The following is a 22908-nucleotide window of genomic DNA, read 5'->3' as shown; positions in this document are numbered from 1 at the left end:
TACGAATGCAGCCAACGCAGCATCGGTGTAAAAGATTCGTTTCTGACAACAGAATTTGCCTGGCGGCGATAGCGCGGTGGTCCCACCTGACCCCATGCCGAACTCAGAAGTGAAACGCCGTAGCGCCGATGGTAGTGTGGGGTCTCCCCATGTGAGAGTAGGGAACTGCCAGGCATCAAACAGGTGAAGAGCCCATCCTGACGGATGGGCTTTTTGCGTTTTTATGGCCTGAGAAATCAGTGATGATTTAGCAAGATGACGCGTAGCGACATCTCTGCAATCTCAATTAAGGTTGCGATTAAGCCCTTTTTGACCATTGCATAATAAAAGCGGCTATCTGCGGAATATTATTTAAATCTAAAAAGGGAAGCGACGTCTCGACAGGCGTATCGCTAGCTACGGCAATCACGTCATCATCAAATACTAATTCTTCTTTGCAATGTCCGCTGTTTTTCCGAAATAGCAGAATTTTTGGCACAGCTTCATGTTTAAAACCTTCAACCAGTACGAGATCTAACGTTGATGTGTCCATTCGGCTAACCAGCCATGCCAGATCCAGCGGAGGCTCTTCGGGTGTTTCCGTCATTAATGCCCAACGCTGCGAGCTGGCGACAATCGTCTGAGCCGCTCCTGCTTTACGTAGCTCATAGCTATCTTTACCGGGTTTATCCACGTCCATATCATGATGGGTATGTTTAATGAGCCCAGGACGTATGCCTTCCGCGCGTAGCGCTGGAATCAGCGCTTTCAATAAGGTTGTTTTACCCGTGCCGCTCCAGGCGGCGATGGCTAAAAGAGGGATCATGATGACACCTGCATACTTTGTAAATCGCTGAGAGTGTTGACGTTAATAAAGGCTGATTTTACATCGCTAAAATCGACGCTATGCCCCCCCATTTTGCGCATAAACACCATAACCCGCCGCTCGCCTACCGCCAGATAGCTTTCCAGCTCGCTAATCACCTCTCGATTCACCAGAGCAATCGCCGGATGGTCGCGTTCACCGTCGTGTACCCAAACGACCGGGGATGACTTTTTTTGCAGTATTAAGCGCTCAGCCAGAAATGATGGAATAAAAGGCGTATCGCACGGACAAAACAGAAACCACTCACCCTCAACCTGATGCATAACGGAAAGCATGCCAGCTAACGGCCCGGGAAAGTCGTTCAGAGAGTCGGTAATAATCGGGTAGCCGCTGCTTCGCCAGCAATCAAGATTGCGGTTAGCGCTAATCACCAGCTTTGTGACCTGGGGTTGCAGCGTATCGGCGACATGACGCCACAGCGCTTTCCCCTTCAGCAACTGCAATCCTTTATCAACACCTCCCATACGCGTACCTCTCCCACCTGCCAGTACAACGCCGGTTATTACCTTACCCTGCATATTAATATCGCCTCTTTCATTGTGGGATTGTCCCTGCTAACGTACACCTATCAAGAGTAAGGAGCATTGCTATGAAATGTAAACGCCTGAATGAAGTCATTGAACTCCTCCAGCCGGCCTGGCAGAAAGAACCCGAGCTGAATTTGATTCAATTTTTGCAAAAACTGGCGAAAGAGGCTGGTTATGCCGGTGAACTGAGCGATCTTTCCGACGATATTCTGATTTATCACCTGAAGATGCGCGACTCGGCAAAAGAGGCCGTTATCCCCGGTATCCAGAAAGATTATGAAGAAGATTTTAAAACTGCGCTGCTACGCGCTCGCGGAGTGATTAAAGAGTAAAAGGTTGTAAGCGCTGCCGCGGAATCGGCAATGAGATGATATCCTGTATCATTCGTACGATTATCGGATGTCAGGATGCACGATAAGGCTTTCACTTTTCAGACGCTTCACCCGGATACCATCATTGATGGTTTATTTGATCTGGGAATGCGGGTGGACTCAGGTCTTACCCCGCTTAATAGCTATGAGAACCGAGTTTACCAGTTTCAGGACGAAGACCGTCGCCGCTATGTGGTGAAGTTCTATCGTCCTGAGCGCTGGTCCGCCGAACAAATCCTCGAAGAACACCAGTTTTCCCTCCAGCTCGTTCAGGACGAAGTCCCTGTAGCGGCGCCATTGTCATTTAACGGAAGTACCCTTCATCAGCATCAGGGGTTCTTTTTCGCCGTGTTCCCAAGCCTGGGGGGACGTCAGTTTGAGGCGGATAACCTCGATCAGATGGAATGGGTTGGGCGCTACCTTGGTCGTCTGCATCAAACGGGACACAAACAGCGTTTTGTCGCGCGCCCGGAGATTGGCACCAATGAGTACCTTCTTGAGCCCCGGCAGGTCTTTGAGCTCTCCCCGCTGATAACAGCAGGGCTGAAAGAGGCTTTTCTTAACGCCACCGATAAGCTGATAGATGCGGTAATGGCGCAATGGCACGGACGCGCCAATATCTTACGTTTACACGGTGATTGCCATGCAGGAAACATCCTCTGGCGCGATGGCCCTTTGTTTGTTGATTTAGATGATTCACGTAATGGACCTGCTATCCAGGATCTGTGGATGCTGTTGAACGGTGATAAGGCCGAGCAACGGATGCAGCTTGAGATGATCATTGAAGCGTATGAAGAGTTTAGCTCTTTTAATACGGATGAAATTGCCCTCATCGAACCTTTACGTGCAATGCGCTTAGTTTATTATCTGGCGTGGTTGTTAAGGCGCTGGGAAGATCCTGCTTTTCCTAAGAACTTCCCGTGGTTAACAGGGGAAGATTACTGGCGTGGGCAGACAACAACTTTTCTTGAGCAGGTAAAGGTTCTACAGGAACCGCCTCTTCAGTTAACGCCAATGTATTAATGTGATATATCCAGGAGAGAGTTAATCATGAAAAAAATTTGGCTGGCGCTGGCTGGTATGATTCTGGCTTTTAGTGCATCCGCTGCCCAGATCACCGACGGTAAGCAGTATATTACCCTCGATAAGCCCGTTGCTGGTGAGCCTCAGGTGCTCGAGTTTTTCTCGTTCTACTGCCCGCACTGCTATCAGTTTGAAGAAGTGCTTCATGTGTCAGATAACGTGAAGAAAAAGCTGCCTGAAGGCGTCAAAATGACGAAATACCACGTAGAGTTCCTGGGCCCGTTGGGCAAGGATCTGACTCAGGCGTGGGCCGTCGCGATGGCGCTGGGTGTGGAAGACAAGATCACTGTCCCGATGTTTGAAGCGGTACAGAAAACACAGACCGTTCAGACCGTAGCCGATATTCGTAAGGTCTTCGTTGACGCTGGCGTTAAAGGTGAAGATTACGATGCAGCCTGGAACAGTTTTGTAGTGAAATCCCTGGTGGCTCAGCAAGAGAAAGCCGCCGCTGATTTCCAGCTGCAGGGCGTACCCGCTATGTACGTTAACGGCAAATATCAGCTTAACCCGCAGGGTATGGATACCAGCAATATGGACGCATTTGTTGCCCAGTATGCCGATACCGTTAAGCAGTTAGTTGAGAAGAAATAAAAAATAAACGCCGGTTACTGACCGGCGTTACGCTTTTCAGCGCCCAGCATCATTTTCCTTTCTGCTGCATTATTTCCGTTAACTGACGATCTTTATCTTCCCAAAGCGTATTTAGCCAGCGCTGAAACCGCCGCTTAAAGTTTTTATCATTCACATAATCGCCGTGCAGCTCTTCTGTCACGGGTTCAAGGCGGATGCGTACTACAATCCGCGTTAATCGGCCGCTCAGCATGTCGTAAAACGGTCGGTGATGATTCTCTGGATAACACAGTGTAACGTTCAGCAGCTTATCAAACTGCGAGCCCAGGACGCTTAATGCCATGGCAGTACCGGCAGCTTTTGGTGCTAATAAATTATTATAAGGCGAGCGGGTCTGCAGCCGCTTCTCTTCAGTAAAACGTGAGCCTTCGACAAAGTTAACGATAGTGGTGGGATGCGAGCGGAATTTCTCGCAGGAGCGACGGGTGGTTTCCACATCTTTGCCGCGGCGTTCTGGATGGCGGATTAAATAACCCCGGGAATAACGGCGCATAAAAGGCATATCCAACGCCCAGCAGGCCAGGCCAATAAACGGCACCCAGGCGAGTTGTTGCTTCAGGAAATATTTATTCATCGGGATATGTTTGCGGAACAGTACGCAAAGCACCACGATATCGGCCCAGCTATGGTGGTTGCTGATAAGCAGATACCAGTTTTTCTTGTTCAAGCCTTCCAGGCCCTCAACATCCCACTTAAGCCAGGGATTAAGGCGCAGCAGCAGGGCCAACCCTTCACACCAGCAGTACATCATGAAATTGCAGAAAATGGATATCGAGCGCCAGACCGCAGTAACAGGCACAAGCAGTTTAATCAGCCCCGCGATGATTATTGGCACGGAACATATAATGGTGACTACGATAGTCAGGGCGATACTCAGCGGGAGCGTTATCGCAGCGAGTAATCTCGACATAGTTAATTTATTCAGAAAGTTAGGCTGACAAAGAACGCGTTTAAACAGCGCAAGCGGCTGATTTTACCAGAAAATAGAGCAAATGACGGGTTTTACCTGGATAGAAAAATTTCCGGATCTTATATCCACATGGAACATTGAGTCATCATGATGTTATTAACGCAAGTCATTAATTCATAATGTCATGATAAATATAGAATAATTTATCAATAGATTATTTTATTAATGATGGTTTAGTCATCGTTATAAAACTATTCACAAAGTTATCCACAGGTTGACACATCATACGATCGACGGGATCGCGGAATCTTTTCGACGAAATGCGGGAAAAATTCAGGATTTAATGCCCGTCTGTGGCATCCTTTACCGATAATCTGATAAACAGGCACGGAAATTATGGTTCAGATCCCAGAAAACCCTCTCATCCTCGTTGACGGCTCCTCTTACCTTTATCGGGCATATCACGCGTTCCCTCCGCTGACGAATAGCGCTGGCGAGCCGACAGGCGCAATGTATGGCGTACTGAATATGCTGCGAAGCCTGATCCTGCAGTATCAACCGACCCATGCCGTCGTCGTGTTTGATGCCAAGGGGAAGACTTTCCGTGATGAACTGTTTGAGCACTATAAATCTCATCGCCCGCCGATGCCGGACGATCTTCGGGCGCAGATCGAGCCGCTGCATGCCATGGTCAAGGCGATGGGCCTGCCGCTGATGGCCGTCCCTGGCGTAGAAGCTGACGATGTCATCGGTACCCTGGCGCGTGAAGCTGAAAAGGTCGGGCGTCCGGTACTGATTAGCACCGGCGATAAAGACATGGCTCAGCTGGTTACGCCGGGTATTACGCTGATTAACACCATGACCAACACCATCCTTGGCCCGGATGAAGTGGTGACCAAATATGGCGTGCCGCCGGAGCTGATCATCGATTTTCTGGCCCTGATGGGGGACTCATCGGACAACATCCCTGGCGTACCAGGCGTGGGTGAGAAGACGGCGCAGGCGTTGTTACAGGGGCTGGGCGGCCTTGATACGCTATATGCGGAACCTGAAAAAATCGCCGGACTGACCTTCCGCGGTGCAAAAACAATGGCAGCGAAGCTGGAGCAGAATAAAGAGGTGGCCTATCTCTCTTATCAGCTGGCGACAATCAAAACCGACGTCGAGCTGGATCTGGGCTGCGAAGATCTGCTGGTTGCACAGCCCATCGCTGATGAACTGCTGACGCTATTTAAAAAGTATGAGTTCAAACGCTGGATCACCGATGTCGAGTCCGGCAAGTGGATGCAGGCAAAAGGCGCGAAGCCTGCGGCGAACCCGGTAGCAGCGGTGGCAGCAGTGGCTGATGCCGAAGAGGAAACCGCCACGGCGCTCTCTTCTGAAAACTATGTCACGATTCTTGATGAAGAAACGCTGCTGACCTGGATTGAAAACCTGAAGAAAGCGCCGCTTTTTGCCTTTGATACCGAAACTGACAGCCTGGATAACGTTTCAGCCAATATGGTCGGTTTATCCTTCGCTATTGAGCCTGGCGTTGCGGCCTATGTACCGGTTGCCCATGATTATCTGGATGCACCGGATCAGATCCCGCGTGACCGTGTCCTTGAGCTACTGAAACCGCTACTGGAAGATGACAAGATTCTGAAGGTTGGGCAAAACCTCAAATATGACCGCGGTATCCTGGCTAACTACGACATTGAATTGCGCGGTATTGCCTTTGATACCATGCTGGAATCTTACATTCTTGACAGCGTGGCGGGCCGCCATGATATGGATAGCCTCTCCGATCGCTGGCTGAAGCACAAAACCATTACTTTTGAAGAGATTGCGGGTAAAGGTAAAAACCAGCTTACATTCAACCAAATCGCGCTGGAAGAAGCGGGCCGCTACGCGGCGGAAGATGCCGACGTCACGCTACAGCTGCACCTGAAAATGTGGCCTAAACTTCAGCAAAATGAAGGCCCGCTGAACGTCTTTAAAAATATTGAGATGCCGCTGGTGCCGGTACTATCCCGCATTGAGCGCAATGGCGTGAAGATCGATCCGGCCGTACTGCATGCGCATTCTCAGGAGATAGCCAAGCGCCTGGTTGAGCTGGAGAAAAAAGCGTACGACATCGCGGGTGAAGAGTTTAACCTTTCTTCTCCGAAGCAGCTGCAAACGATCTTGTTTGAAAAACAAGGTATTAAGCCGCTGAAGAAAACCCCGGGCGGCGCGCCCTCGACCTCGGAAGAGGTGCTGGAAGAGCTGGCGTTGGACTATCCGCTGCCGAAAGTCATCCTCGAATATCGTGGTCTGGCCAAACTCAAGTCCACCTATACCGATAAGCTGCCGCTGATGATCAGCCCGAAAACGGGCCGGGTTCACACCTCTTATCACCAGGCGGTTACGGCAACGGGACGTTTGTCGTCTACCGATCCGAACCTGCAGAATATTCCGGTGCGCAATGATGAAGGGCGCCGTATCCGCCAGGCGTTTATTGCACCGGAAGATTATCTCATCGTTTCTGCCGACTACTCGCAAATTGAACTGCGCATCATGGCGCATCTGTCTCGCGACAAGGGCCTGTTGACCGCGTTTGCGGAGGGGAAGGATATCCACCGCGCGACGGCGGCCGAGGTTTTCGGTTTGCCGCTGGAGAGCGTCAGCAGCGAGCAGCGCCGCAGCGCGAAGGCAATCAACTTCGGCCTTATTTATGGCATGAGCGCGTTCGGACTTGCGCGCCAGCTCAATATTCCACGCAAAGAAGCGCAAAAGTATATGGATCTCTACTTTGAGCGCTATCCGGGCGTGCTGGAGTATATGGAGCGCACCCGCGCCCAGGCAAAAGAGCAGGGGTATGTTGAAACGCTCGATGGTCGTCGCCTCTATTTGCCGGACATCAAATCCAGCAACGGAGCGCGTCGTGCCGGTGCCGAGCGTGCGGCGATCAACGCGCCGATGCAGGGAACCGCCGCCGATATTATTAAGCGTGCGATGATCGCCGTCGACAGCTGGCTGCTAAGTGAAAAACCACGCGTGCGGATGATCATGCAGGTGCACGATGAATTGGTCTTTGAAGTGCATAAAGACGATCTTGAGGCGGTTGCGAAAAAGATCCATGAACTGATGGAAAGCAGTACGACGCTGGCGGTTCCGCTACTGGTGGAAGTTGGAAGCGGAGAAAACTGGGATCAAGCGCACTAAGTATTCGGCAGGTATGGTCATTTCTTGTAAGTGAGTAACATAACTTATCGTATTTTGTGATGATCATTTGAATTTGCTATGTAAAGAGTGAAAAAAAACTACAAAAAATGCTTTATCCGTAATCGAAAGAAGAGTAGAGTTAAAGACGTAGGGTACAGAGGTAAGATGTTCTATCTTTCAGACCTTTTACTTCACGTAATCGGATTTGGCTGAATATTTTAGCCGCCCCGGTCATTTATGACCGGGGCGTTTTTTATTGCGCGAAAGAAAATTTTTGCGTATCGATGCTGATGAGGCGGGCTACCCGGACAGGGCGTCAAGCGCCGCTACCCGGGGTAATTAGCGAGACTATTCGCCGTCTTCAGGTTCTTCCTGTGGTGGGATATCGTTATACCAGCTATCCAGTTTCTGCCGTAGTTTATCCACGCCTTGCTTCTTCAGGGAAGAAAATCCTTCCACCTGCACATCTCCGTTAAAAGCGGTTACCGCTTCACGGACCATAGCGATCTGCGCTTTCCGCGCGCCGCTGGCCAGCTTATCGGCTTTGGTCAGCAGCACCAGAACCGGAATATCGCTTTCAACCGCCCATTGGATCATCTGCTGATCGAGATCTTTAAGCGGATGACGGATATCCATCAGCACAACCAGGCCTTTCAGGCAAAGGCGTTTCTCGAGATATTCACCCAGTGCGCGCTGCCACTTGATTTTCATCTCTTCGGGAACCTGGGCATAACCATAGCCCGGCAGGTCGACCAGGCGTTTGCCCTCAGCGACTTCAAACAAGTTAATCAGCTGCGTACGGCCGGGCGTCTTCGAAGTACGCGCCAGGCTTTTCTGGTTAGTCAGCGTGTTCAGAGCGCTGGATTTCCCGGCGTTAGAGCGGCCAGCAAAGGCCACTTCAATACCGGTATCGGCAGGAAGATGGCGGATATCTGGCGCGCTAGTGACAAAATGCGTCAGTTGATAATTCCAGTTGGTCAAGACGGTCGTCTCCGTTAAATCAGGCTTTGACGGGGATTATACCTGAACAGCAGAAAAAGGCTGTTTTTACCGCACCTCATCGCTGTAAGCTAAAACCACAGTCTTTGTAAGACATTGGCTATTGATTATATGAGAAATACATGAGGAAAAACTGAGTAAACATAATACAAATTCTGATAAATCATCGTGTTGGGCTGAAAGAAAATTCTGAAACTCGTTTTTTTTCCGTACAGTCGGTTGTAGGTTTTTCTCAAAACAGTAAAGTAGCGGTCAAGGGCGAGGATGCTGACAGGATTATGACTCAGGATGAGGAGTCAGGAAGCGCCAGGAGGCGAGGACTACGGATTGTCAGGATGACAAACGTCTGGAGACGTTTTAAAAGGAAATGGATGTAACAGGGACCGTTGGTCGCTAAAGGAAAGACAGGGTGTGTCGTTAGCGAACATGGAAAGTAGAAGCCCATTAAGGGTTGTTAGTGCGGAAAAAGGCGACAGAGTAATCTGTCGCCTTTTTTCTTTGCTTGCTTTCTGCTAGATTCCGCCTCAATTCTATACTGAAGAAAACGGCCTGAAGATTACACAACATGAAAAAACCGACATCCGTACCTCGCGGCAAAAAAAATCGCAAAACCCGTGAAGAATTGAACCAGGAAGCCCGCGAGCGTAAGCATCAGAAGAAGCATCGTGGCCACGCGGCAGGAAGTCGTGCGACCGGTGGCGATACCGCTTCGACAGGTAAAAAACAAGGCCAGCAGCAAGATCCCCGAATTGGCAGTAAAAAACCAATCCCGCTGGGCGTAACTGAAAATGCTCCGGCGATTAAGCAGCATAAACCAAAGAGCGAGAAACCTATGCTTTCACCGCAGGCTGAGCTGGATTTGCTGGAGAACGATGAGCGCCTGGACGCGCTGCTGGAACGTCTGGAAGAGGGCGGCACCCTGAATGCCGAAGAGCAGGCCTGGGTTGACGCCAAGCTGGATCGTATTGATGAGCTGATGCAGCAGCTGGGCCTCTCATACGATGATGACGAAGATGAAGAAGAGGAAGAGCGCAAAGAAGATATGATGCGTCTGCTGAAGGGTGGAAACTAACGTTTGCACCCCATCGGATTCCCGGTCCTGCTTATAACCCTTCTGGTTATATGTTATCTGCTGTGGTTATTCGTTAAACTACGACGGTTGTCGCGGCGTCAAAAATGGCTGCGCAACCGGCTCATTACCCGAGGTGCGGTTGGGCCGGGGCGGCGTACCCGCCGACGGTACCATCGGAAGGAGTGAGCATGTCTGTGCAGTTAATCGACTGGGATCTGGCCCTGATCCAGAAATATAACTATTCCGGGCCGCGTTATACTTCGTATCCCACCGCGCTGGAGTTTTCTCCAGAATTCGGCGCCGCTGAATTTGATGCGGCGGTTGCCCGCTATCCGCAGCGTCCCCTGTCGCTGTACGTGCATATCCCGTTTTGCCATAAGCTCTGCTATTTCTGCGGCTGCAATAAAATCGTCACCCGCCAACAGCATAAGGCCGACCAGTATCTGGATGTGCTTGAGCAGGAGATTATTCATCGCGCGCCGCTTTTTGCTGGCCGCAAAGTTAATCAGCTGCACTGGGGCGGCGGTACGCCAACATATTTAAACAAGGCGCAAATTAGTCGTCTGATGGGTCTGCTGCGTACCCATTTCAATTTTAACGCGGATGCAGAGATCTCCATTGAGGTTGATCCGCGCGAAATCGAACTCGATGTGCTGGATCATTTACGCGGCGAAGGCTTTAATCGCCTGAGTATGGGCGTGCAGGACTTCAACAAAGAAGTACAGCGCCTGGTGAATCGCGAGCAGGATGAGGCCTTTATCTTCGCGCTACTCAACCATGCGCGCGACATTGGCTTTACCTCGACTAATATCGACCTGATTTACGGCCTGCCGAAGCAGACGCCGCAGAGCTTCGCTTATACGCTACAGAAAGTGGCGGAGCTTAATCCCGATCGTCTGAGCGTGTTCAATTACGCGCATCTGCCCACGCTCTTCGCCGCGCAGCGCAAAATCAAAGATGCCGATTTGCCCTCAGCGGAGCAGAAGCTGGACATTCTTCAGGAAACCATCAATTCACTGACGGCCGCGGGATATCAGTTTATCGGCATGGACCACTTTGCCCGTCCGGATGATGAACTGGCGATAGCCCAACGTGAAGGTATCCTGCATCGGAACTTCCAGGGATATACCACCCAGGGAGACACCGACCTGCTGGGGATGGGCGTGTCGGCGATCAGCATGATTGGCGATTGCTACGCGCAGAACCAGAAAGAGTTGAAGCAGTATTATCAGCAGGTTGATGAAACCGGAACGGCGCTGTGGCGCGGTATCGCGTTGACTCGCGATGACTGTATCCGCCGTGACGTGATTAAGGCGCTGATTTGTAACTTCCGTCTCGACTTCGCTGCGGTAGAAGCGCAGTGGGATCTTACCTTCGATAGCTACTTTGCCGACGATATGAAATTGCTGGCGCCGCTGGCCAAAGACGGGCTGGTGGATGTGGATGGGAAAGGCATTCAGGTAACGCCGAAAGGCCGGCTGCTGATTCGCAATATCTGCATGTGTTTTGATGCGTATCTGCGCCAGAAAGCGCGGATGCAGCAGTTTTCCCGCGTCATATAAGCAATATCCCCTCTCCTGGCAGGAGAGGGGATATTATCAGCTAAACAGGCCAACCATTGCCGCGCACAGAACGGCAGCGACCGCCGTCTGCGGCGTATGACCCGCTGCAACACCGCTCGATATAATATTAATGAGTGATTCAAGCATGATTTCTCCCCCGTCTTTCCGGGCAAGATCATACTCAACGCATGGCAACAGTAAAGTACAAAATAGCAGCAGTTTGCGCTGGGTGACTATTTTTTACTCGCCAGTGCGCAGCTACTCCATCCCCAACTCTTTTAGCTTACGCGTCAGGGTATTACGACCCCATCCCAGCAGCCGGGCCGCCTCTTGTTTATGCCCCTGAGTGTGGCGTAAGGCGGTGGTCAGCAGCGTGCGCTCCATCTCAGGTTGCGCTTCCGATAGCAGGTTTTGATGACCGGAACGCAAAGCGCGATCGGCCCACTGTCCCAGCAGCGTGGCCCAGCTATCCGGCAGCATTTGCGTTGGGTTATCCGGTATCGCGGTTTCAAAAAGCTCGCTGGGAAGATCCTGCGTCAGAACCTCCTGACCTGCGGCCATTACCGTCAGCCATCGACAGGTATTTTCCAGCTGACGTACGTTACCCGGCCATGCCAGTCGGGTTAACGCCATCTCCGTCTCCGGATGCAGCTGTTTGGCCTCTACGCCCAGCTCACGGGCGGCGATTTGCAGGAAATGTCGCGCCAGACGGGGGATATCTTCCCGACGTTCGCGCAGCGGCGGCAGATGGACGCGAATCACGTTAAGGCGGTGGAATAAATCCTCGCGGAATTTTCCTTCCTGGACGCGCAGCTCAAGGTTCTGGTGGGTTGCGGCAATGATGCGCACATCCACTTTCACCGGCGCATAGCCGCCGACGCGATAAAACTGGCCATCAGCGAGGACGCGCAGCAGGCGAGTCTGTACGTCCAGCGGCATATCGCCGATCTCGTCGAGGAACAGCGTGCCGCCGTCTGCCTGCTCAAAACGTCCCTGACGCACAGTATTAGCGCCGGTAAAGGCCCCTTTCTCGTGGCCAAATAGTTCTGATTCGATTAAATCTTTAGGTATTGCCGCCATATTTAGCGCGATAAACGGCGCCTTGGCGCGCGGACTGTGCCGATGGAGAGCATGGGCAACCAGCTCTTTACCGGTACCGGATTCCCCGTTGATCAGTACGCTGATTGATGAACGCGACAGGCGGCCGATAATGCGAAAAACGTCCTGCATGGCCGGCGCTTCGCCGATGATATCGGCCGTCGGGCTGTTAATCGGCGCATTACGCGGCTGCTGCTGTTCCTGGTAATGGCTAATCGCACGGTCGACCAGCGCCACCGCTTCATCGATATCAAACGGCTTCGGCAGATAATCAAAGGCGCCCTGCTGATAGGCGCTGACCGCCGCGTCAAGATCCGAATGCGCCGTCATTATGATGACCGGGAGCATCGGATGACGCTGTTTAATTTGCTTTAGCAGCGCCAGCCCATCCATCCCCGGCATGCGGATATCCGACAGCAGCACATCCGGGGTTTTGGTCGTGAGGGCATCAAGCACCTCATTGCCGCTTTCAAACGTTGTACAACTCAAGCCTGCCCCGGTGAGCGCGCGTTCAAGCACCCAACGGATGGAGCTATCGTCGTCAACGATCCATGCTATCCCTCGTTGCATAAACACCTCTACTTCCGAATAGGCAGGTACACCGAGAATTCGGTATGCCCTGGCCAACTGGTAAATTCAATTTTGCCGGAGTGCTGATCGATAAGGCTGCGGGCGATAGACAGACCGAGTCCGGTACCGCCTTCGCGTCCGCTCACCATGGGATAAAACAGCGTATCCTGTAAGTGAGATGGGATTCCCGGGCCGTTATCTTCAACGTCGATACGCGCTGCGAGGCGGTAGCGCACGCCGTGCAGGGTTAACTGGAAGGCCGTCCGGGTGCGCAGAGTGATCTCTCCGCCCTCCGGTCCCAGCGCCTGCAGCGCGTTGCGTACGATGTTCAGCAGCACTTGTTCAATTTGGTCTGGGTCGTGCGGGAGTTCTGGCAGGCTGGGGTCATAGTCGCGCACCAGCTTAACGTTATCCGGTAGTTCCATCGACACCAGCTTCACCACCCGCTCAGCGACCTTGTGGATGCTTTCTGTTACATGCATTCCGGGATGCTGTGGTCCCAGTAGACGGTCGACCAGATTTCTTAACCGGTCGGCCTGTTCAATAATGACTTTGGTATATTCCATTAGCGCAGGGTCGGGCAGCGCTTTGCTCAGCAGCTGCGCCGCGCCGCGCAGGCCGCCCAGCGGATTTTTAATCTCGTGGGCCAGACCACGCACTAAGTCACGCGCGGCAATCTGTTGTGCGTGCTGTAGCTGCTCCTGGCTCAGGCGACGCTGATTATCCATCGGCGCCATTTCCAGCAGGATATAGCCTTCCGGTAGGCGTTGCGCCGTTAGGGAAAGGATATGCGAGCGGCCATCAATAACCAGCGTCACTTCGTTATCGGTAAAACCCTGACCTGCGGCGAGGCTCTCTTGCATGAGGCCGATATTCAGCGAGAAATAGCTCAACAGCTCCGGCAGCGGCGTGCCGAATAATTTACGCGAGCTTTGCGCCAACAGCTGCTGCGCCGCCGGGTTCGCGTAATGTACCGCCAGGTCGTCATCGACCAGTAAGATACTGTTGATTAAAGAGTTAAGGATCTGCCCAGCATCGGGCAGTGTGCCTGTTGCCATTCGACAGTCTCCTGAAAAAGAGTGCACCATTTTAGTGCAGTATAGCTTTTTATGAATAAAAAGCTCATGGGATCAGCGCGTTGGTGGAGAAAAAAGCCCATCCTGAGATGGGCTGAAAGTTTCCACGGCAACAAAACATCCTTGGTACCCCACGCCACAACACGGAATACCGCGGATTTACAGCAAAATTAGACGCTGTAGTACAGCTCAAACTCAACCGGGTGCGGAGTCATGCGTACGCGGTCGTTTTCTTCAATACGCAGGGCGATGTAAGCATCGATAGCGTCGTTGGTGAATACGCCGCCGGCGGTCAGGAATTCACGGTCCGCGTCCAGCGCGTTCAGTGCTTCTTCCAGAGAGCCTGCAACCTGTGGGATCTCTTTCGCTTCTTCCGGCGGCAGATCGTACAGGTTTTTATCCATGGCTTCGCCCGGATGGATTTTGTTCTTGATACCGTCAAGGCCAGCCATCAGCAGCGCCGCGAAGCACAGGTACGGGTTAGCAGCCGGGTCCGGGAAGCGAACTTCGATACGGCGCGCTTTCGGAGAGGTGACAACCGGAATACGGATAGACGCGGAACGGTTACGGGCAGAGTAAGCCAGCATAACCGGCGCTTCGTAACCCGGGACCAGACGCTTGTAGGAGTTGGTGGTCGGGTTAGCCAGGGCGTTAATCGCTTTAGCGTGTTTGATTACGCCGCCGATATAGTACAGCGCTTGTTCAGACAGGCCTGCGTATTTGTCGCCGGAGAACAGGTTTACGCCGTTCTTGGACAGGGACATGTGGCAGTGCATACCGGAACCGTTATCGCCAAACATCGGTTTTGGCATAAAGGTCGCGGTTTTGCCGAAACGGTGTGCAACGTTGTGCACAACGTATTTGTAAATCTGAATTTCGTCCGCTTTTTTGGTCATGGTGTTAAAGCGGGTCGCGATTTCGTTCTGGCCCGCAGTCGCCACTTCGTGGTGGTGAGCTTCAACAACCAGGCCCATCTCTTCCATGATCATACACATGGTGGAGCGGATATCCTGTGAGGAGTCTACTGGCGGAACCGGGAAGTAACCGCCTTTCACGCCCGGACGGTGGCCCTTGTTGCCGCCTTCGTATTTGGTGGAAGAGTTCCATGCGCCTTCGATATCGTCGATAGCAACGTGGGAACCGGAGATGGAGGCACCAAAACGGATGTCGTCGAACAGGAAGAATTCTGGTTCTGGCCCGAACAGCACGGTGTCAGCCAGACCGGTAGAGCGCAGATACTCTTCAGCGCGCTTAGCAATGGAACGCGGGTCGCGATCATAGCCCTGCAGGGTGCCTGGTTCCAGGATGTCGCAGCGGATGATCAGCGTCGGTTCTTCATAGAACGGGTCGATCAGCGCGGTGGTTGCATCCGGCATCAGAACCATGTCGGATTCGTTAATACCTTTCCAGCCGCCAATCGAGGAGCCATCAAACATTTTGCCTTCTTCGAAGAATTCGGCATTTACCTGATGAGAAGGAATAGTAACGTGCTGTTCTTTACCTTTGGTATCGGTGAAGCGCAGATCGACAAACTTCACTTCATGCTCGTTCAGCATCGTCAAAACGTGTTCAGCGGACATACTTAAACTCTCCCGGATTGGTCATTGTCGTCGTGGAAACGAAAACTTTTTAACTACGTAAAGTGGCGTTGTTGCCTTAAAAAATATAAAGCGAAATCTGTGCCAACTTTTAAATTGCCCCCAAAAGGCGTTATCATGCACATCATCGTGCAAAAGGGCTGCACCAAAATGAATGCATTGCACCAATATAGTGCATTTGTGTGAACATTGGGCACTTATTTGGTGCAATTGACCTTGAATAACCCTTTTAACGCTCCGTGAAAGCGATCACAAAGAATCTCTGCAATACTTGTTTGCGGAGGATGTTTGTGATCCTGTTTTGTACTGCGATTAATCCGTGTACAATAACGCGCTATTTCTAATGCCTGAGGCAAAGTTGTGATCGAAAATTTGCGTAATATCGCCATCATCGCGCACGTTGACCATGGTAAAACTACCCTGGTTGATAAGCTGCTACAGCAATCCGGTACGTTCGACGCGCGTGCCGAAACTCAAGAGCGAGTGATGGACTCCAACGATTTGGAGAAAGAGCGCGGGATTACCATCCTGGCTAAAAACACCGCTATCAAATGGAATGACTACCGTATCAACATCGTTGATACCCCGGGGCACGCCGACTTCGGTGGTGAAGTTGAACGTGTCATGTCCATGGTTGATTCCGTTCTGTTGGTCGTTGATGCAATGGATGGTCCGATGCCGCAGACGCGCTTCGTGACCAAAAAAGCCTTTGCTCATGGCCTGAAGCCAATTGTTGTTATCAACAAAGTTGACCGTCCGGGCGCGCGCCCTGACTGGGTTGTCGATCAGGTATTCGACCTGTTCGTTAACCTCGACGCTACCGACGAACAGCTGGACTTCCCTATCGTTTACGCTTCTGCGCTGAATGGTATTGCGGGTCTGGATCACGAAGATATGGCTGAAGACATGACTCCGCTGTATCAGACCATCGTCGATCGCGTACCGGCGCCGAACGTTGACCTGGATGGCCCGCTGCAGATGCAAATCTCCCAGCTGGACTACAACAACTACGTTGGCGTCATCGGCATCGGCCGCATCAAGCGCGGTAAAGTGAAGCCGAACCAGCAGGTCACTATCATTGATAGCGAAGGCAAAACTCGTAACGGTAAAGTCGGTAAAGTTCTGACCCATCTGGGCCTTGAGCGTATCGAGAGCGACGTTGCAGAAGCGGGCGATATCATCGCGATCACCGGCCTGGGCGAACTGAACATCTCTGACACCATCTGTGATACGCAGAATGTTGAAGCGCTGCCGGCGCTGTCTGTTGATGAGCCGACCGTCTCTATGTTCTTCTGCGTTAACACCTCGCCGTTCTGCGGTAAAGAAGGTAAGTACGTTACCTCTCGTCAGATCCTTGACCGCCTGAACAAAGAGCTGGTGCATAACGTGGCGCTGCGCGTTGAAGAAACGCCGGATGCAGACGCATTCCGCGTTTCTGGCCGTGGCGAACTGCACCTGTCCGTTCTTATCGAGAACATGCGTCGTGAAGGTTTCGAAATGGCGGTTTCCCGTCCGAAAGTTATCTTCCGCGAAATCGATGGCCGTAAGCAAGAGCCGTTCGAAAACGTCACGCTGGACGTTGAAGAACAGCACCAGGGTTCTGTGATGCAGGCGCTGGGTGAGCGTAAAGGCGATCTGAAAAACATGAATCCAGATGGCAAAGGCCGCGTACGTCTCGACTACGTGATCCCGAGCCGTGGTCTGATCGGCTTCCGTTCAGAATTCATGACCATGACCTCCGGTACCGGTCTGCTGTACTCCACCTTCAGCCACTACGACGACGTTCGTGCGGGTGATGTGGGTCAGCGTCAGAATGGTGTTCTGATCTCCAACGGCCAGGGTAAAGCGGTTGCGTTCGCACTGTTCAGCCTGCAGGATCGCGGTAAGCTGTTCCTGGGCCACGGCGCAGAAGTTTACGAAGGCCAGATTATCGGTATTCACAGTCGTTCTAACGACCTGACGGTAAACTGCCTGACCGGTAAGAAACTGACCAACATGCGTGCGTCCGGTACTGACGAAGCAACGGTTCTGGTGCCGCCGGTTAAGATGACCCTGGAGCAGGCTCTTGAGTTCATCGATGACGACGAACTGGTAGAAGTCACCCCGACCTCTGTCCGTATCCGTAAACGTCACCTGACCGAGAACGACCGTAAACGCGCGATGCGCGGTGCGAAAGAAGATTAATTAACGCTTCTTTCTGCTATCTGAACCCTGCCTCAATGGCAGGGTTTCTTTTTTGTACAAAGCCCTGCCGCCCATAGTCAAACTCCCCCTTTCCCGCTACAGTTAATTTTCCACGGTGCAAAAGGAGAGGACCATGCTCTATATCTTTGATTTAGGTAATGTGATTGTCGATATTGACTTCAACCGGGTGCTCGGGACGTGGAGCGATTTAACGCGAATTCCCCTTGCGACGCTGCAGCAGCATTTCACCATGGGCGAAGCGTTCCACCAGCATGAGCGCGGTGAAATCAGCGACGAAGATTTTGCGGCGGCGATGTGCCATGAAATGAACATGTCGCTAAGCTACGAGCAGTTCTCCCACGGCTGGCAGGCGGTTTTCGTTGCCCTGCGCCCGGAGGTTATCGCGATTATGCAAAAATTACGCGAGCAGGGGCATCGCGTTGTGGTTCTGTCCAACACGAACCGTTTGCATACGACTTTCTGGCCGGATGAGTACCCTGAGATACGCGCCGTTGCTGATCATATCTATCTTTCTCAAGAGATGGGGATGCGTAAACCGGAAGCGCGGATCTATCAGAGCGTCCTCGACGCTGAAGGTTTCGCCGCTGACGATACGGTCTTCTTCGATGATAACGCGGACAATATCGCCGGGGCTAACCAGCTGGGCATAACCAGCATTCTGGTGACCGGGAAGGAAACCATCCCCAACTATTTTGCTAAACAGCTATGCTAAAAACCGTTCATCAAAAAACCACGCGCCATCTGCGACCGCTGGTGGCCTGGCTCAAGCTGCTATGGCGGCGTATTGATGAAGATAATATGACGACACTGGCGGGGAATCTTGCCTATGTGTCGTTACTCTCCCTTGTGCCGCTTATTGCCGTCGTTTTCGCGCTGTTCGCGGCATTTCCGATGTTTTCTGATGTCAGTATCCAGATTCGCCACTTTATTTTCGCCAATTTCATTCCGGCAACCGGGGATGTCATTCAGGGCTACATTGAGCAGTTTGTCGCTAACTCCAGCCGAATGACCGCCGTGGGCGCTTTCGGTTTGATTGTGACATCGCTGCTGTTGATGTACTCCATTGATAGCGCGTTGAACACCATCTGGCGCAGTACCCGAACCCGGCCCAAAACCTACTCCTTTGCCGTTTACTGGATGATCCTCACCCTGGGGCCGCTGCTGGCGGGCGCCAGCCTTGCGATCAGCTCCTATCTTCTGTCGTTACGCTGGGCCAGCGACCTGAATAGCGTAATTGACGATGTGCTGCGTATTTTTCCGCTCATTTTATCCTGGGTGGCATTCTGGCTGCTTTACAGCATTGTGCCGACGGCCGAGGTGCGTAACCGCGATGCGATAATCGGCTCCCTGGTCGCTGCGCTGCTCTTTGAAGCGGGTAAGAAAGCTTTTGCTTTATATATCACCGCGTTCCCGTCATATCAGCTGATATATGGCGTGCTCGCCGTGGTGCCTATTTTGTTTGTCTGGGTGTACTGGACGTGGTGTATCGTCTTGCTTGGCGCTGAAATTACTGTCACTCTCGGTGAATACCGCAAACTGAAAAAAGAAGAAACAGAACAATCATGATTGCATTAATTCAACGCGTATCCCGAGCTAGCGTTACCGTGGAGGGTGAAGTGACGGGCGAAATCGGCCCCGGGCTTCTGGTGCTGTTAGGTGTCGAGAGAGACGATGATGAGCAAAAGGCGAACCGCCTGTGCGAGCGCGTGCTGGGATACCGTATTTTTAGCGATGCTGAAGGCAAAATGAATCTTAACGTGCAGCAGGCTGGCGGCAGCGTGCTGGTGGTTTCACAGTTTACGCTGGCAGCGGATACCGAGCGCGGGATGCGCCCTGGATTTTCTAAAGGGGCCGCGCCGGATAAAGCGGAAGCGCTGTACCAGTATTTCGTTGAGCGCTGCCGCCAGCAGCAAATGAATACGCAGACCGGGAGATTTGCTGCCGATATGCAGGTTTCTCTGGTGAATGATGGTCCCGTGACCTTTTGGTTGCAGGTATGAGCCAGCTTCCGGGCAGGCTGCGGGTAACAAAAGAGAGTACAGCTATGTATCACCTTCGTGTACCGCAAACAGAAGAAGAGTTAGAGAGCTACTACCAGTTCCGCTGGGAGATGCTGCGTAAGCCGCTGCATCAGCCGAAAGGGTCCGAGCGCGATGCGTGGGATGCGATGGCGCATCATCAAATGGTGGTCGATGAAGAGGGCAATCTGGTTGCCGTCGGGCGGCTATATGTGAATGCGGAAAACGAAGCTTCTATTCGTTTTATGGCCGTGCATCCGTCAGTACAGGATAAAGGGCTGGGAACCCTGATGGCGATGACGCTGGAGTCCGTCGCCCGTCAGGAAGGCGTTAAGCGCGTGACCTGTAGCGCCCGCGAAGATGCGGTGGAGTTCTTCGCTAAGCTCGGTTTTGTGAATCAGGGCGAAATCACCACGCCGACGACCACGCCGATCCGTCATTTTCTGATGATTAAGCCGATAGCCTCGCTGGACGATATTTTACATCGCGGCGACTGGTGCGCTCAGCTGCAGCAGGCCTGGTATCAGCACATCCCTCTCAGCGAGAAAATGGGCGTGCGCATCCAGCAGTATACCGGGCAAAAATTCATAACCACCATGCCGGAAGCCGGTAACCAGAACCCACACCATACGCTGTTTGCCGGCAGTCTGTTTTCTCAGGCAACGTTAACCGGCTGGGGGCTTATCTGGCTGATGCTGCGCGAGCGGCATCTTGGCGGCACGATTATCCTTGCCGATGCGCATATCCGCTACAGCCAGCCCATTAGCGGACGCCCCAGCGCCGTTGCCGATCTCGGTTCGTTAAGCGGCGATCTTGACCGGCTGGCGCGAGGCCGCAAAGCGCGCGTTCAACTGCAGGTTGAACTGTTTGGTGACGATCGGCTCGGCGCGGTTTTTGAGGGTATCTATATTGTTCTTCCTGCGAAGCCGTTTGGCCCGTATGAAGAGGGCGGTAACGAAGAGGAGTAGTCTCCGTTTATACCGGTCTATTGCTCTGGTGACTTCACCCGCCAGGCGATATCCCTCATCGCGCTTCCGGCCGCCGGGCTGATGCCGCCCAGCTGAAAGAAGCCGTGGATCACCCCGAGATAACGCTGACAGGTACAGTCAACGCCCTGCTCAAGCAGGCGCTGGTAAAGCGTTTCGCCTTCATCACGCAAAGGGTCGTATTCCGCCGTCAGAATATGCACTGGCGGTAAGCCGTGAAAGTCTTTACGCCACAGCGGGCTGGCTTCCGGGTGATGGAGCTCCGTCGCTGAAAGGTACATTTCATAGCCACTGAGCAGCGTATCTTCGGTGATGATGTAATCTTTACCGTTATCGATATAGCTCTTCATGCTGGCGGTGGCGTCCAGCATCGGGTAAATCAAAACCAGCTGCGCGGGCTGCCAGACCTGCGCGGTTTTGAGCCGCAGTGCGGTCACTAATGCCAGATGTCCCCCGGCGCTGTCGCCAGCCAGCGTAATACGGGAAGCGTCGATGCCCAGCTGCCCGGCGTGGCGGTGAATAATCAGCGCGCCTCTCTCCGCATCGTCATGAGCGGCAGGGAAAGTATGCTCCGGCGCCAGCCGGTATTGCATGGCGATAACGCGGCAGCCGCTGTGATATGCCAGCTGGCGGAGCTGATGGTCATGCGTGGCGAAACCGCCGCTGATAAAGCAGCCACCGTGGAAATAGATAACGGCAGGTAGTGCGCCAGAAGCGTTAAGGGGAGAGACAACGCGAAATATCATGCCCTCAAGCTCGATCTCTTCTACCTGAACGCGCTTTTCCTGTTCCCCAGCCAGTACTGTGCTGGCGATATAGCCGCGTCTCCGGTCATCAATATTCTGTTCGCGTGATGAGGGGCGGCCCGCATCGATAAATTCCCGCACCAGCTCTGCGATACCCTTTTCAAGCGCCATTTTTTATTCCCTTAACCTGTTTGGATATACAGGGTTATAGCCTGATTGTGAGCAAAAGAAAACCGGGGATTTTCGTTGAGAAGTGATTCTGGAAAGCGGCTCGCAAACTCAAAAAGTTTGCCGGCATACCGGGAGCGATTACGCCTTGTCAATGGTAAGCCGGGCGACAGGCGCCACCCGGCATGATACCTGTCGTTATTCCCCTTCGCCAGGGAACAGGAACGGGTTGATGGAGCTGCGGGCGAAGCCCTCTTGTTCCATTCGTGCGTCCAGTACCAGCGAGGCGAGGTCGTCGGCGACGGCTTCCACTTTAGGGTCTTTTTCCTGATAGAGAATCTTCAGGTAGGTACCGCAGTCGCCGCAGGTTTCGGCCTTAATCGCCGACTGCTCGTTATCTAATGACCAGTAGTGCAGATCGCGCGTCTGTTCGCAGTTGCTGCACTTCACGCGCACCACGTGCCACTCGGTTTCGCACAGGTTGCAGTGCAGATAACGCAGCCCCTGTGTGGTACCAATTTGCACTATGCTGGAGACCGGCATCGAGCCGCAAACCGGGCAGAACTGACGCTGTTCACCATATTCAGCGCGGGCTTTTCCGGGGATCAAGCTGGCCATCTGCGCCCAATAGAGCGAGAGCGCGGCCCAGATAAACGGCGCTTTATCGCTGCTGACAGAGGCAAAATCGGACGCAAATAGCGCGCTTGCCATCAGTTCCAGCTCCTGTTCGGAGGCTTTTTCCAGATTCTCAATGACCGCCAGCGCCGGGCCGCTCATCTCCGGCTTCAGTTCGGCAATCAGCGAATGCAGCAGCTTGTGCCAGTGCTTATCGCGCGGCAAAACGTGGATATCCAGCGGCGGTTTACCCTGGTCGTTCGCTTCTTTGATGCGCGCGGTGAGATCCATCTGCAGCGGATGGTCGTACAGCACCACTTCCTGCGCGTGGGCGATAAGCGCGGCAAAGCGCAGGTAATCGCCCAGCGGGTTATTTTCAGCCAGTTCGCGCAGGCGTTCGGCGCGACGGTTATATAAATTTTTGAGCCGGGGAAACAACAACGGCGGGATCATATCCGTCGCGCGTTTCTCGCTCTTTTCCAGCTCATCTTGCGGGATGATACGAATGCTCATTCAGTCACTTCCTGGTTTCAGCAGATTCGGCGATGGTCGCGTCCGCTCTGCGATTTGGCGGGCATCACGCGCCCGCTCTGGTGATGTCATTAATGATAACCGCAATTGGT

21 protein-coding genes and 1 rRNA gene are annotated in these 22908 nt (G+C 52.8%); 12 read left to right on the top strand and 10 right to left on the bottom strand.

Going from position 1 to position 22908, the window contains the following annotated elements:
* Nucleotides 1-58 precede the first annotated feature (58 nt).
* Nucleotides 59-174 (top strand): 5S ribosomal RNA (gene rrf, locus EGY08_RS14795).
* 124 nt (nucleotides 175-298) lie between these two features.
* On the opposite strand, the gene mobB is transcribed toward rrf, so the two are convergent.
* Together mobB and mobA are read right to left on the bottom strand one after the other, a co-directional pair.
* A complete protein-coding gene (gene mobB, locus EGY08_RS14790) occupies nucleotides 299-805 on the bottom strand; it encodes a molybdopterin-guanine dinucleotide biosynthesis protein MobB (RefSeq protein ID WP_049113233.1) in 507 nt (168 codons plus the stop codon).
* Nucleotides 802-1383 (bottom strand): molybdenum cofactor guanylyltransferase MobA, encoded by a 582-nt coding sequence (gene mobA / locus EGY08_RS14785; protein WP_004127074.1) that lies wholly within the window; start codon nucleotides 1381-1383, stop codon nucleotides 802-804. Before mobA ends, mobB begins: the two co-directional genes overlap by 4 nt.
* 71 nt (nucleotides 1384-1454) lie before the next feature.
* Here mobA and EGY08_RS14780 point away from each other — a divergent pair, with 71 nt between their 5' ends.
* The 3 genes from EGY08_RS14780 (at nucleotide 1455) to dsbA (ending at nucleotide 3437) form a co-directional block, all read left to right on the top strand.
* On the top strand, nucleotides 1455-1724 hold the full coding sequence (locus EGY08_RS14780) for a YihD family protein (protein WP_004127077.1): 270 nt from the start codon (nucleotides 1455-1457) through the stop codon (nucleotides 1722-1724).
* Nucleotides 1725-1799: 75 nt separating this feature from the next.
* Nucleotides 1800-2786: a serine/threonine protein kinase gene (locus EGY08_RS14775; RefSeq protein WP_123828615.1), complete on the top strand. Its 987-nt coding sequence runs from the start codon at nucleotides 1800-1802 to the stop codon at nucleotides 2784-2786.
* A gap of 27 nt (nucleotides 2787-2813) precedes the next feature.
* The gene (gene dsbA, locus EGY08_RS14770) at nucleotides 2814-3437 is read left to right on the top strand and encodes a thiol:disulfide interchange protein DsbA (RefSeq protein ID WP_004127082.1); all 624 of its coding nucleotides are present in this window, start codon (nucleotides 2814-2816) and stop codon (nucleotides 3435-3437) included.
* 49 nt (nucleotides 3438-3486) lie between these two features.
* On the opposite strand, the gene EGY08_RS14765 is transcribed toward dsbA, so the two are convergent.
* Nucleotides 3487-4386: an acyltransferase gene (locus tag EGY08_RS14765; RefSeq protein ID WP_004127088.1), complete on the bottom strand. Its 900-nt coding sequence runs from the start codon at nucleotides 4384-4386 to the stop codon at nucleotides 3487-3489.
* 396 nt (nucleotides 4387-4782) lie between these two features.
* Between EGY08_RS14765 and polA the strand changes: the two genes are divergently transcribed.
* On the top strand, nucleotides 4783-7572 hold the full coding sequence (gene polA / locus EGY08_RS14755; protein WP_123828614.1) for a DNA polymerase I: 2790 nt from the start codon (nucleotides 4783-4785) through the stop codon (nucleotides 7570-7572).
* A 348-nt stretch (nucleotides 7573-7920) separates the two neighbouring features.
* Here the strand turns inward: polA and yihA are convergent, their stop codons facing one another.
* On the bottom strand, nucleotides 7921-8553 hold the full coding sequence (yihA, locus tag EGY08_RS14750) for a ribosome biogenesis GTP-binding protein YihA/YsxC (RefSeq protein WP_004127091.1): 633 nt from the start codon (nucleotides 8551-8553) through the stop codon (nucleotides 7921-7923).
* A 583-nt stretch (nucleotides 8554-9136) separates the two neighbouring features.
* Here yihA and yihI point away from each other — a divergent pair.
* Complete coding sequence (yihI, locus tag EGY08_RS14745) at nucleotides 9137-9643, top strand: Der GTPase-activating protein YihI (RefSeq protein ID WP_123828613.1); 507 nt, start codon at nucleotides 9137-9139, stop codon at nucleotides 9641-9643.
* 188 nt (nucleotides 9644-9831) lie between these two features.
* Nucleotides 9832-11205, top strand: coding sequence for an oxygen-independent coproporphyrinogen III oxidase (hemN, locus tag EGY08_RS14735; protein ID WP_049113224.1), 1374 nt, complete (start codon nucleotides 9832-9834; stop codon nucleotides 11203-11205).
* A gap of 36 nt (nucleotides 11206-11241) precedes the next feature.
* On the opposite strand, the gene EGY08_RS14730 is transcribed toward hemN, so the two are convergent.
* The 4 genes from EGY08_RS14730 to glnA form a co-directional block, all read right to left on the bottom strand.
* Entirely contained in the window at nucleotides 11242-11352 is a 111-nt protein-coding gene (locus EGY08_RS14730; protein ID WP_004127096.1) for a YshB family small membrane protein, read from the bottom strand.
* A gap of 111 nt (nucleotides 11353-11463) precedes the next feature.
* A complete protein-coding gene (gene glnG / locus EGY08_RS14725) occupies nucleotides 11464-12873 on the bottom strand; it encodes a nitrogen regulation protein NR(I) (protein WP_004107350.1) in 1410 nt (469 codons plus the stop codon).
* An 8-nt stretch (nucleotides 12874-12881) separates the two neighbouring features.
* Nucleotides 12882-13931: a nitrogen regulation protein NR(II) gene (glnL, locus tag EGY08_RS14720; RefSeq protein ID WP_004127098.1), complete on the bottom strand. Its 1050-nt coding sequence runs from the start codon at nucleotides 13929-13931 to the stop codon at nucleotides 12882-12884.
* A 188-nt stretch (nucleotides 13932-14119) separates the two neighbouring features.
* Complete coding sequence (gene glnA / locus EGY08_RS14710; RefSeq protein WP_004127100.1) at nucleotides 14120-15529, bottom strand: glutamate--ammonia ligase; 1410 nt, start codon at nucleotides 15527-15529, stop codon at nucleotides 14120-14122.
* Nucleotides 15530-15907: 378 nt separating this feature from the next.
* On the opposite strand from glnA, the gene typA reads away from it, so the two are divergent.
* The 5 genes from typA (at nucleotide 15908) to fabY (ending at nucleotide 20738) form a co-directional block, all read left to right on the top strand.
* Entirely contained in the window at nucleotides 15908-17731 is a 1824-nt protein-coding gene (gene typA / locus EGY08_RS14705) for a ribosome-dependent GTPase TypA (protein ID WP_004127103.1), read from the top strand.
* A gap of 133 nt (nucleotides 17732-17864) precedes the next feature.
* A complete protein-coding gene (yihX, locus tag EGY08_RS14700) occupies nucleotides 17865-18464 on the top strand; it encodes a glucose-1-phosphatase (RefSeq protein WP_004127106.1) in 600 nt (199 codons plus the stop codon).
* Complete coding sequence (locus EGY08_RS14695) at nucleotides 18458-19318, top strand: virulence factor BrkB family protein (RefSeq protein WP_004127107.1); 861 nt, start codon at nucleotides 18458-18460, stop codon at nucleotides 19316-19318. The genes yihX and EGY08_RS14695 overlap by 7 nt, the downstream gene beginning before the upstream one ends.
* Nucleotides 19315-19752, top strand: coding sequence for a D-aminoacyl-tRNA deacylase (dtd, locus tag EGY08_RS14690; protein WP_004127110.1), 438 nt, complete (start codon nucleotides 19315-19317; stop codon nucleotides 19750-19752). The genes EGY08_RS14695 and dtd overlap by 4 nt, the downstream gene beginning before the upstream one ends.
* Nucleotides 19753-19796: 44 nt before the next feature.
* The gene (gene fabY / locus EGY08_RS14685; protein WP_004127112.1) at nucleotides 19797-20738 is read left to right on the top strand and encodes a fatty acid biosynthesis protein FabY; all 942 of its coding nucleotides are present in this window, start codon (nucleotides 19797-19799) and stop codon (nucleotides 20736-20738) included.
* A 17-nt stretch (nucleotides 20739-20755) separates the two neighbouring features.
* Here fabY and EGY08_RS14680 read toward each other — a convergent pair whose 3' ends face one another.
* Together EGY08_RS14680 and fdhE are read right to left on the bottom strand one after the other, a co-directional pair.
* Nucleotides 20756-21673: an alpha/beta hydrolase gene (locus EGY08_RS14680; RefSeq protein WP_004127115.1), complete on the bottom strand. Its 918-nt coding sequence runs from the start codon at nucleotides 21671-21673 to the stop codon at nucleotides 20756-20758.
* Nucleotides 21674-21868: 195 nt separating this feature from the next.
* Nucleotides 21869-22798 carry a formate dehydrogenase accessory protein FdhE gene (fdhE, locus tag EGY08_RS14675; RefSeq protein WP_004127117.1) on the bottom strand — a complete coding sequence of 310 codons (930 nt, stop codon included), beginning with the start codon at nucleotides 22796-22798 and terminating at the stop codon, nucleotides 21869-21871.
* Nucleotides 22799-22908: the final 110 nt, after the last annotated feature.

This window comes from Klebsiella sp. FDAARGOS_511 (genome assembly GCF_003812845.1).
Lineage (GTDB): Bacteria > Pseudomonadota > Gammaproteobacteria > Enterobacterales > Enterobacteriaceae > Klebsiella > Klebsiella grimontii.
Note: the sequence above shows the minus strand (reverse complement) of the source record. Positions and strands in the feature narration are given on the sequence as shown.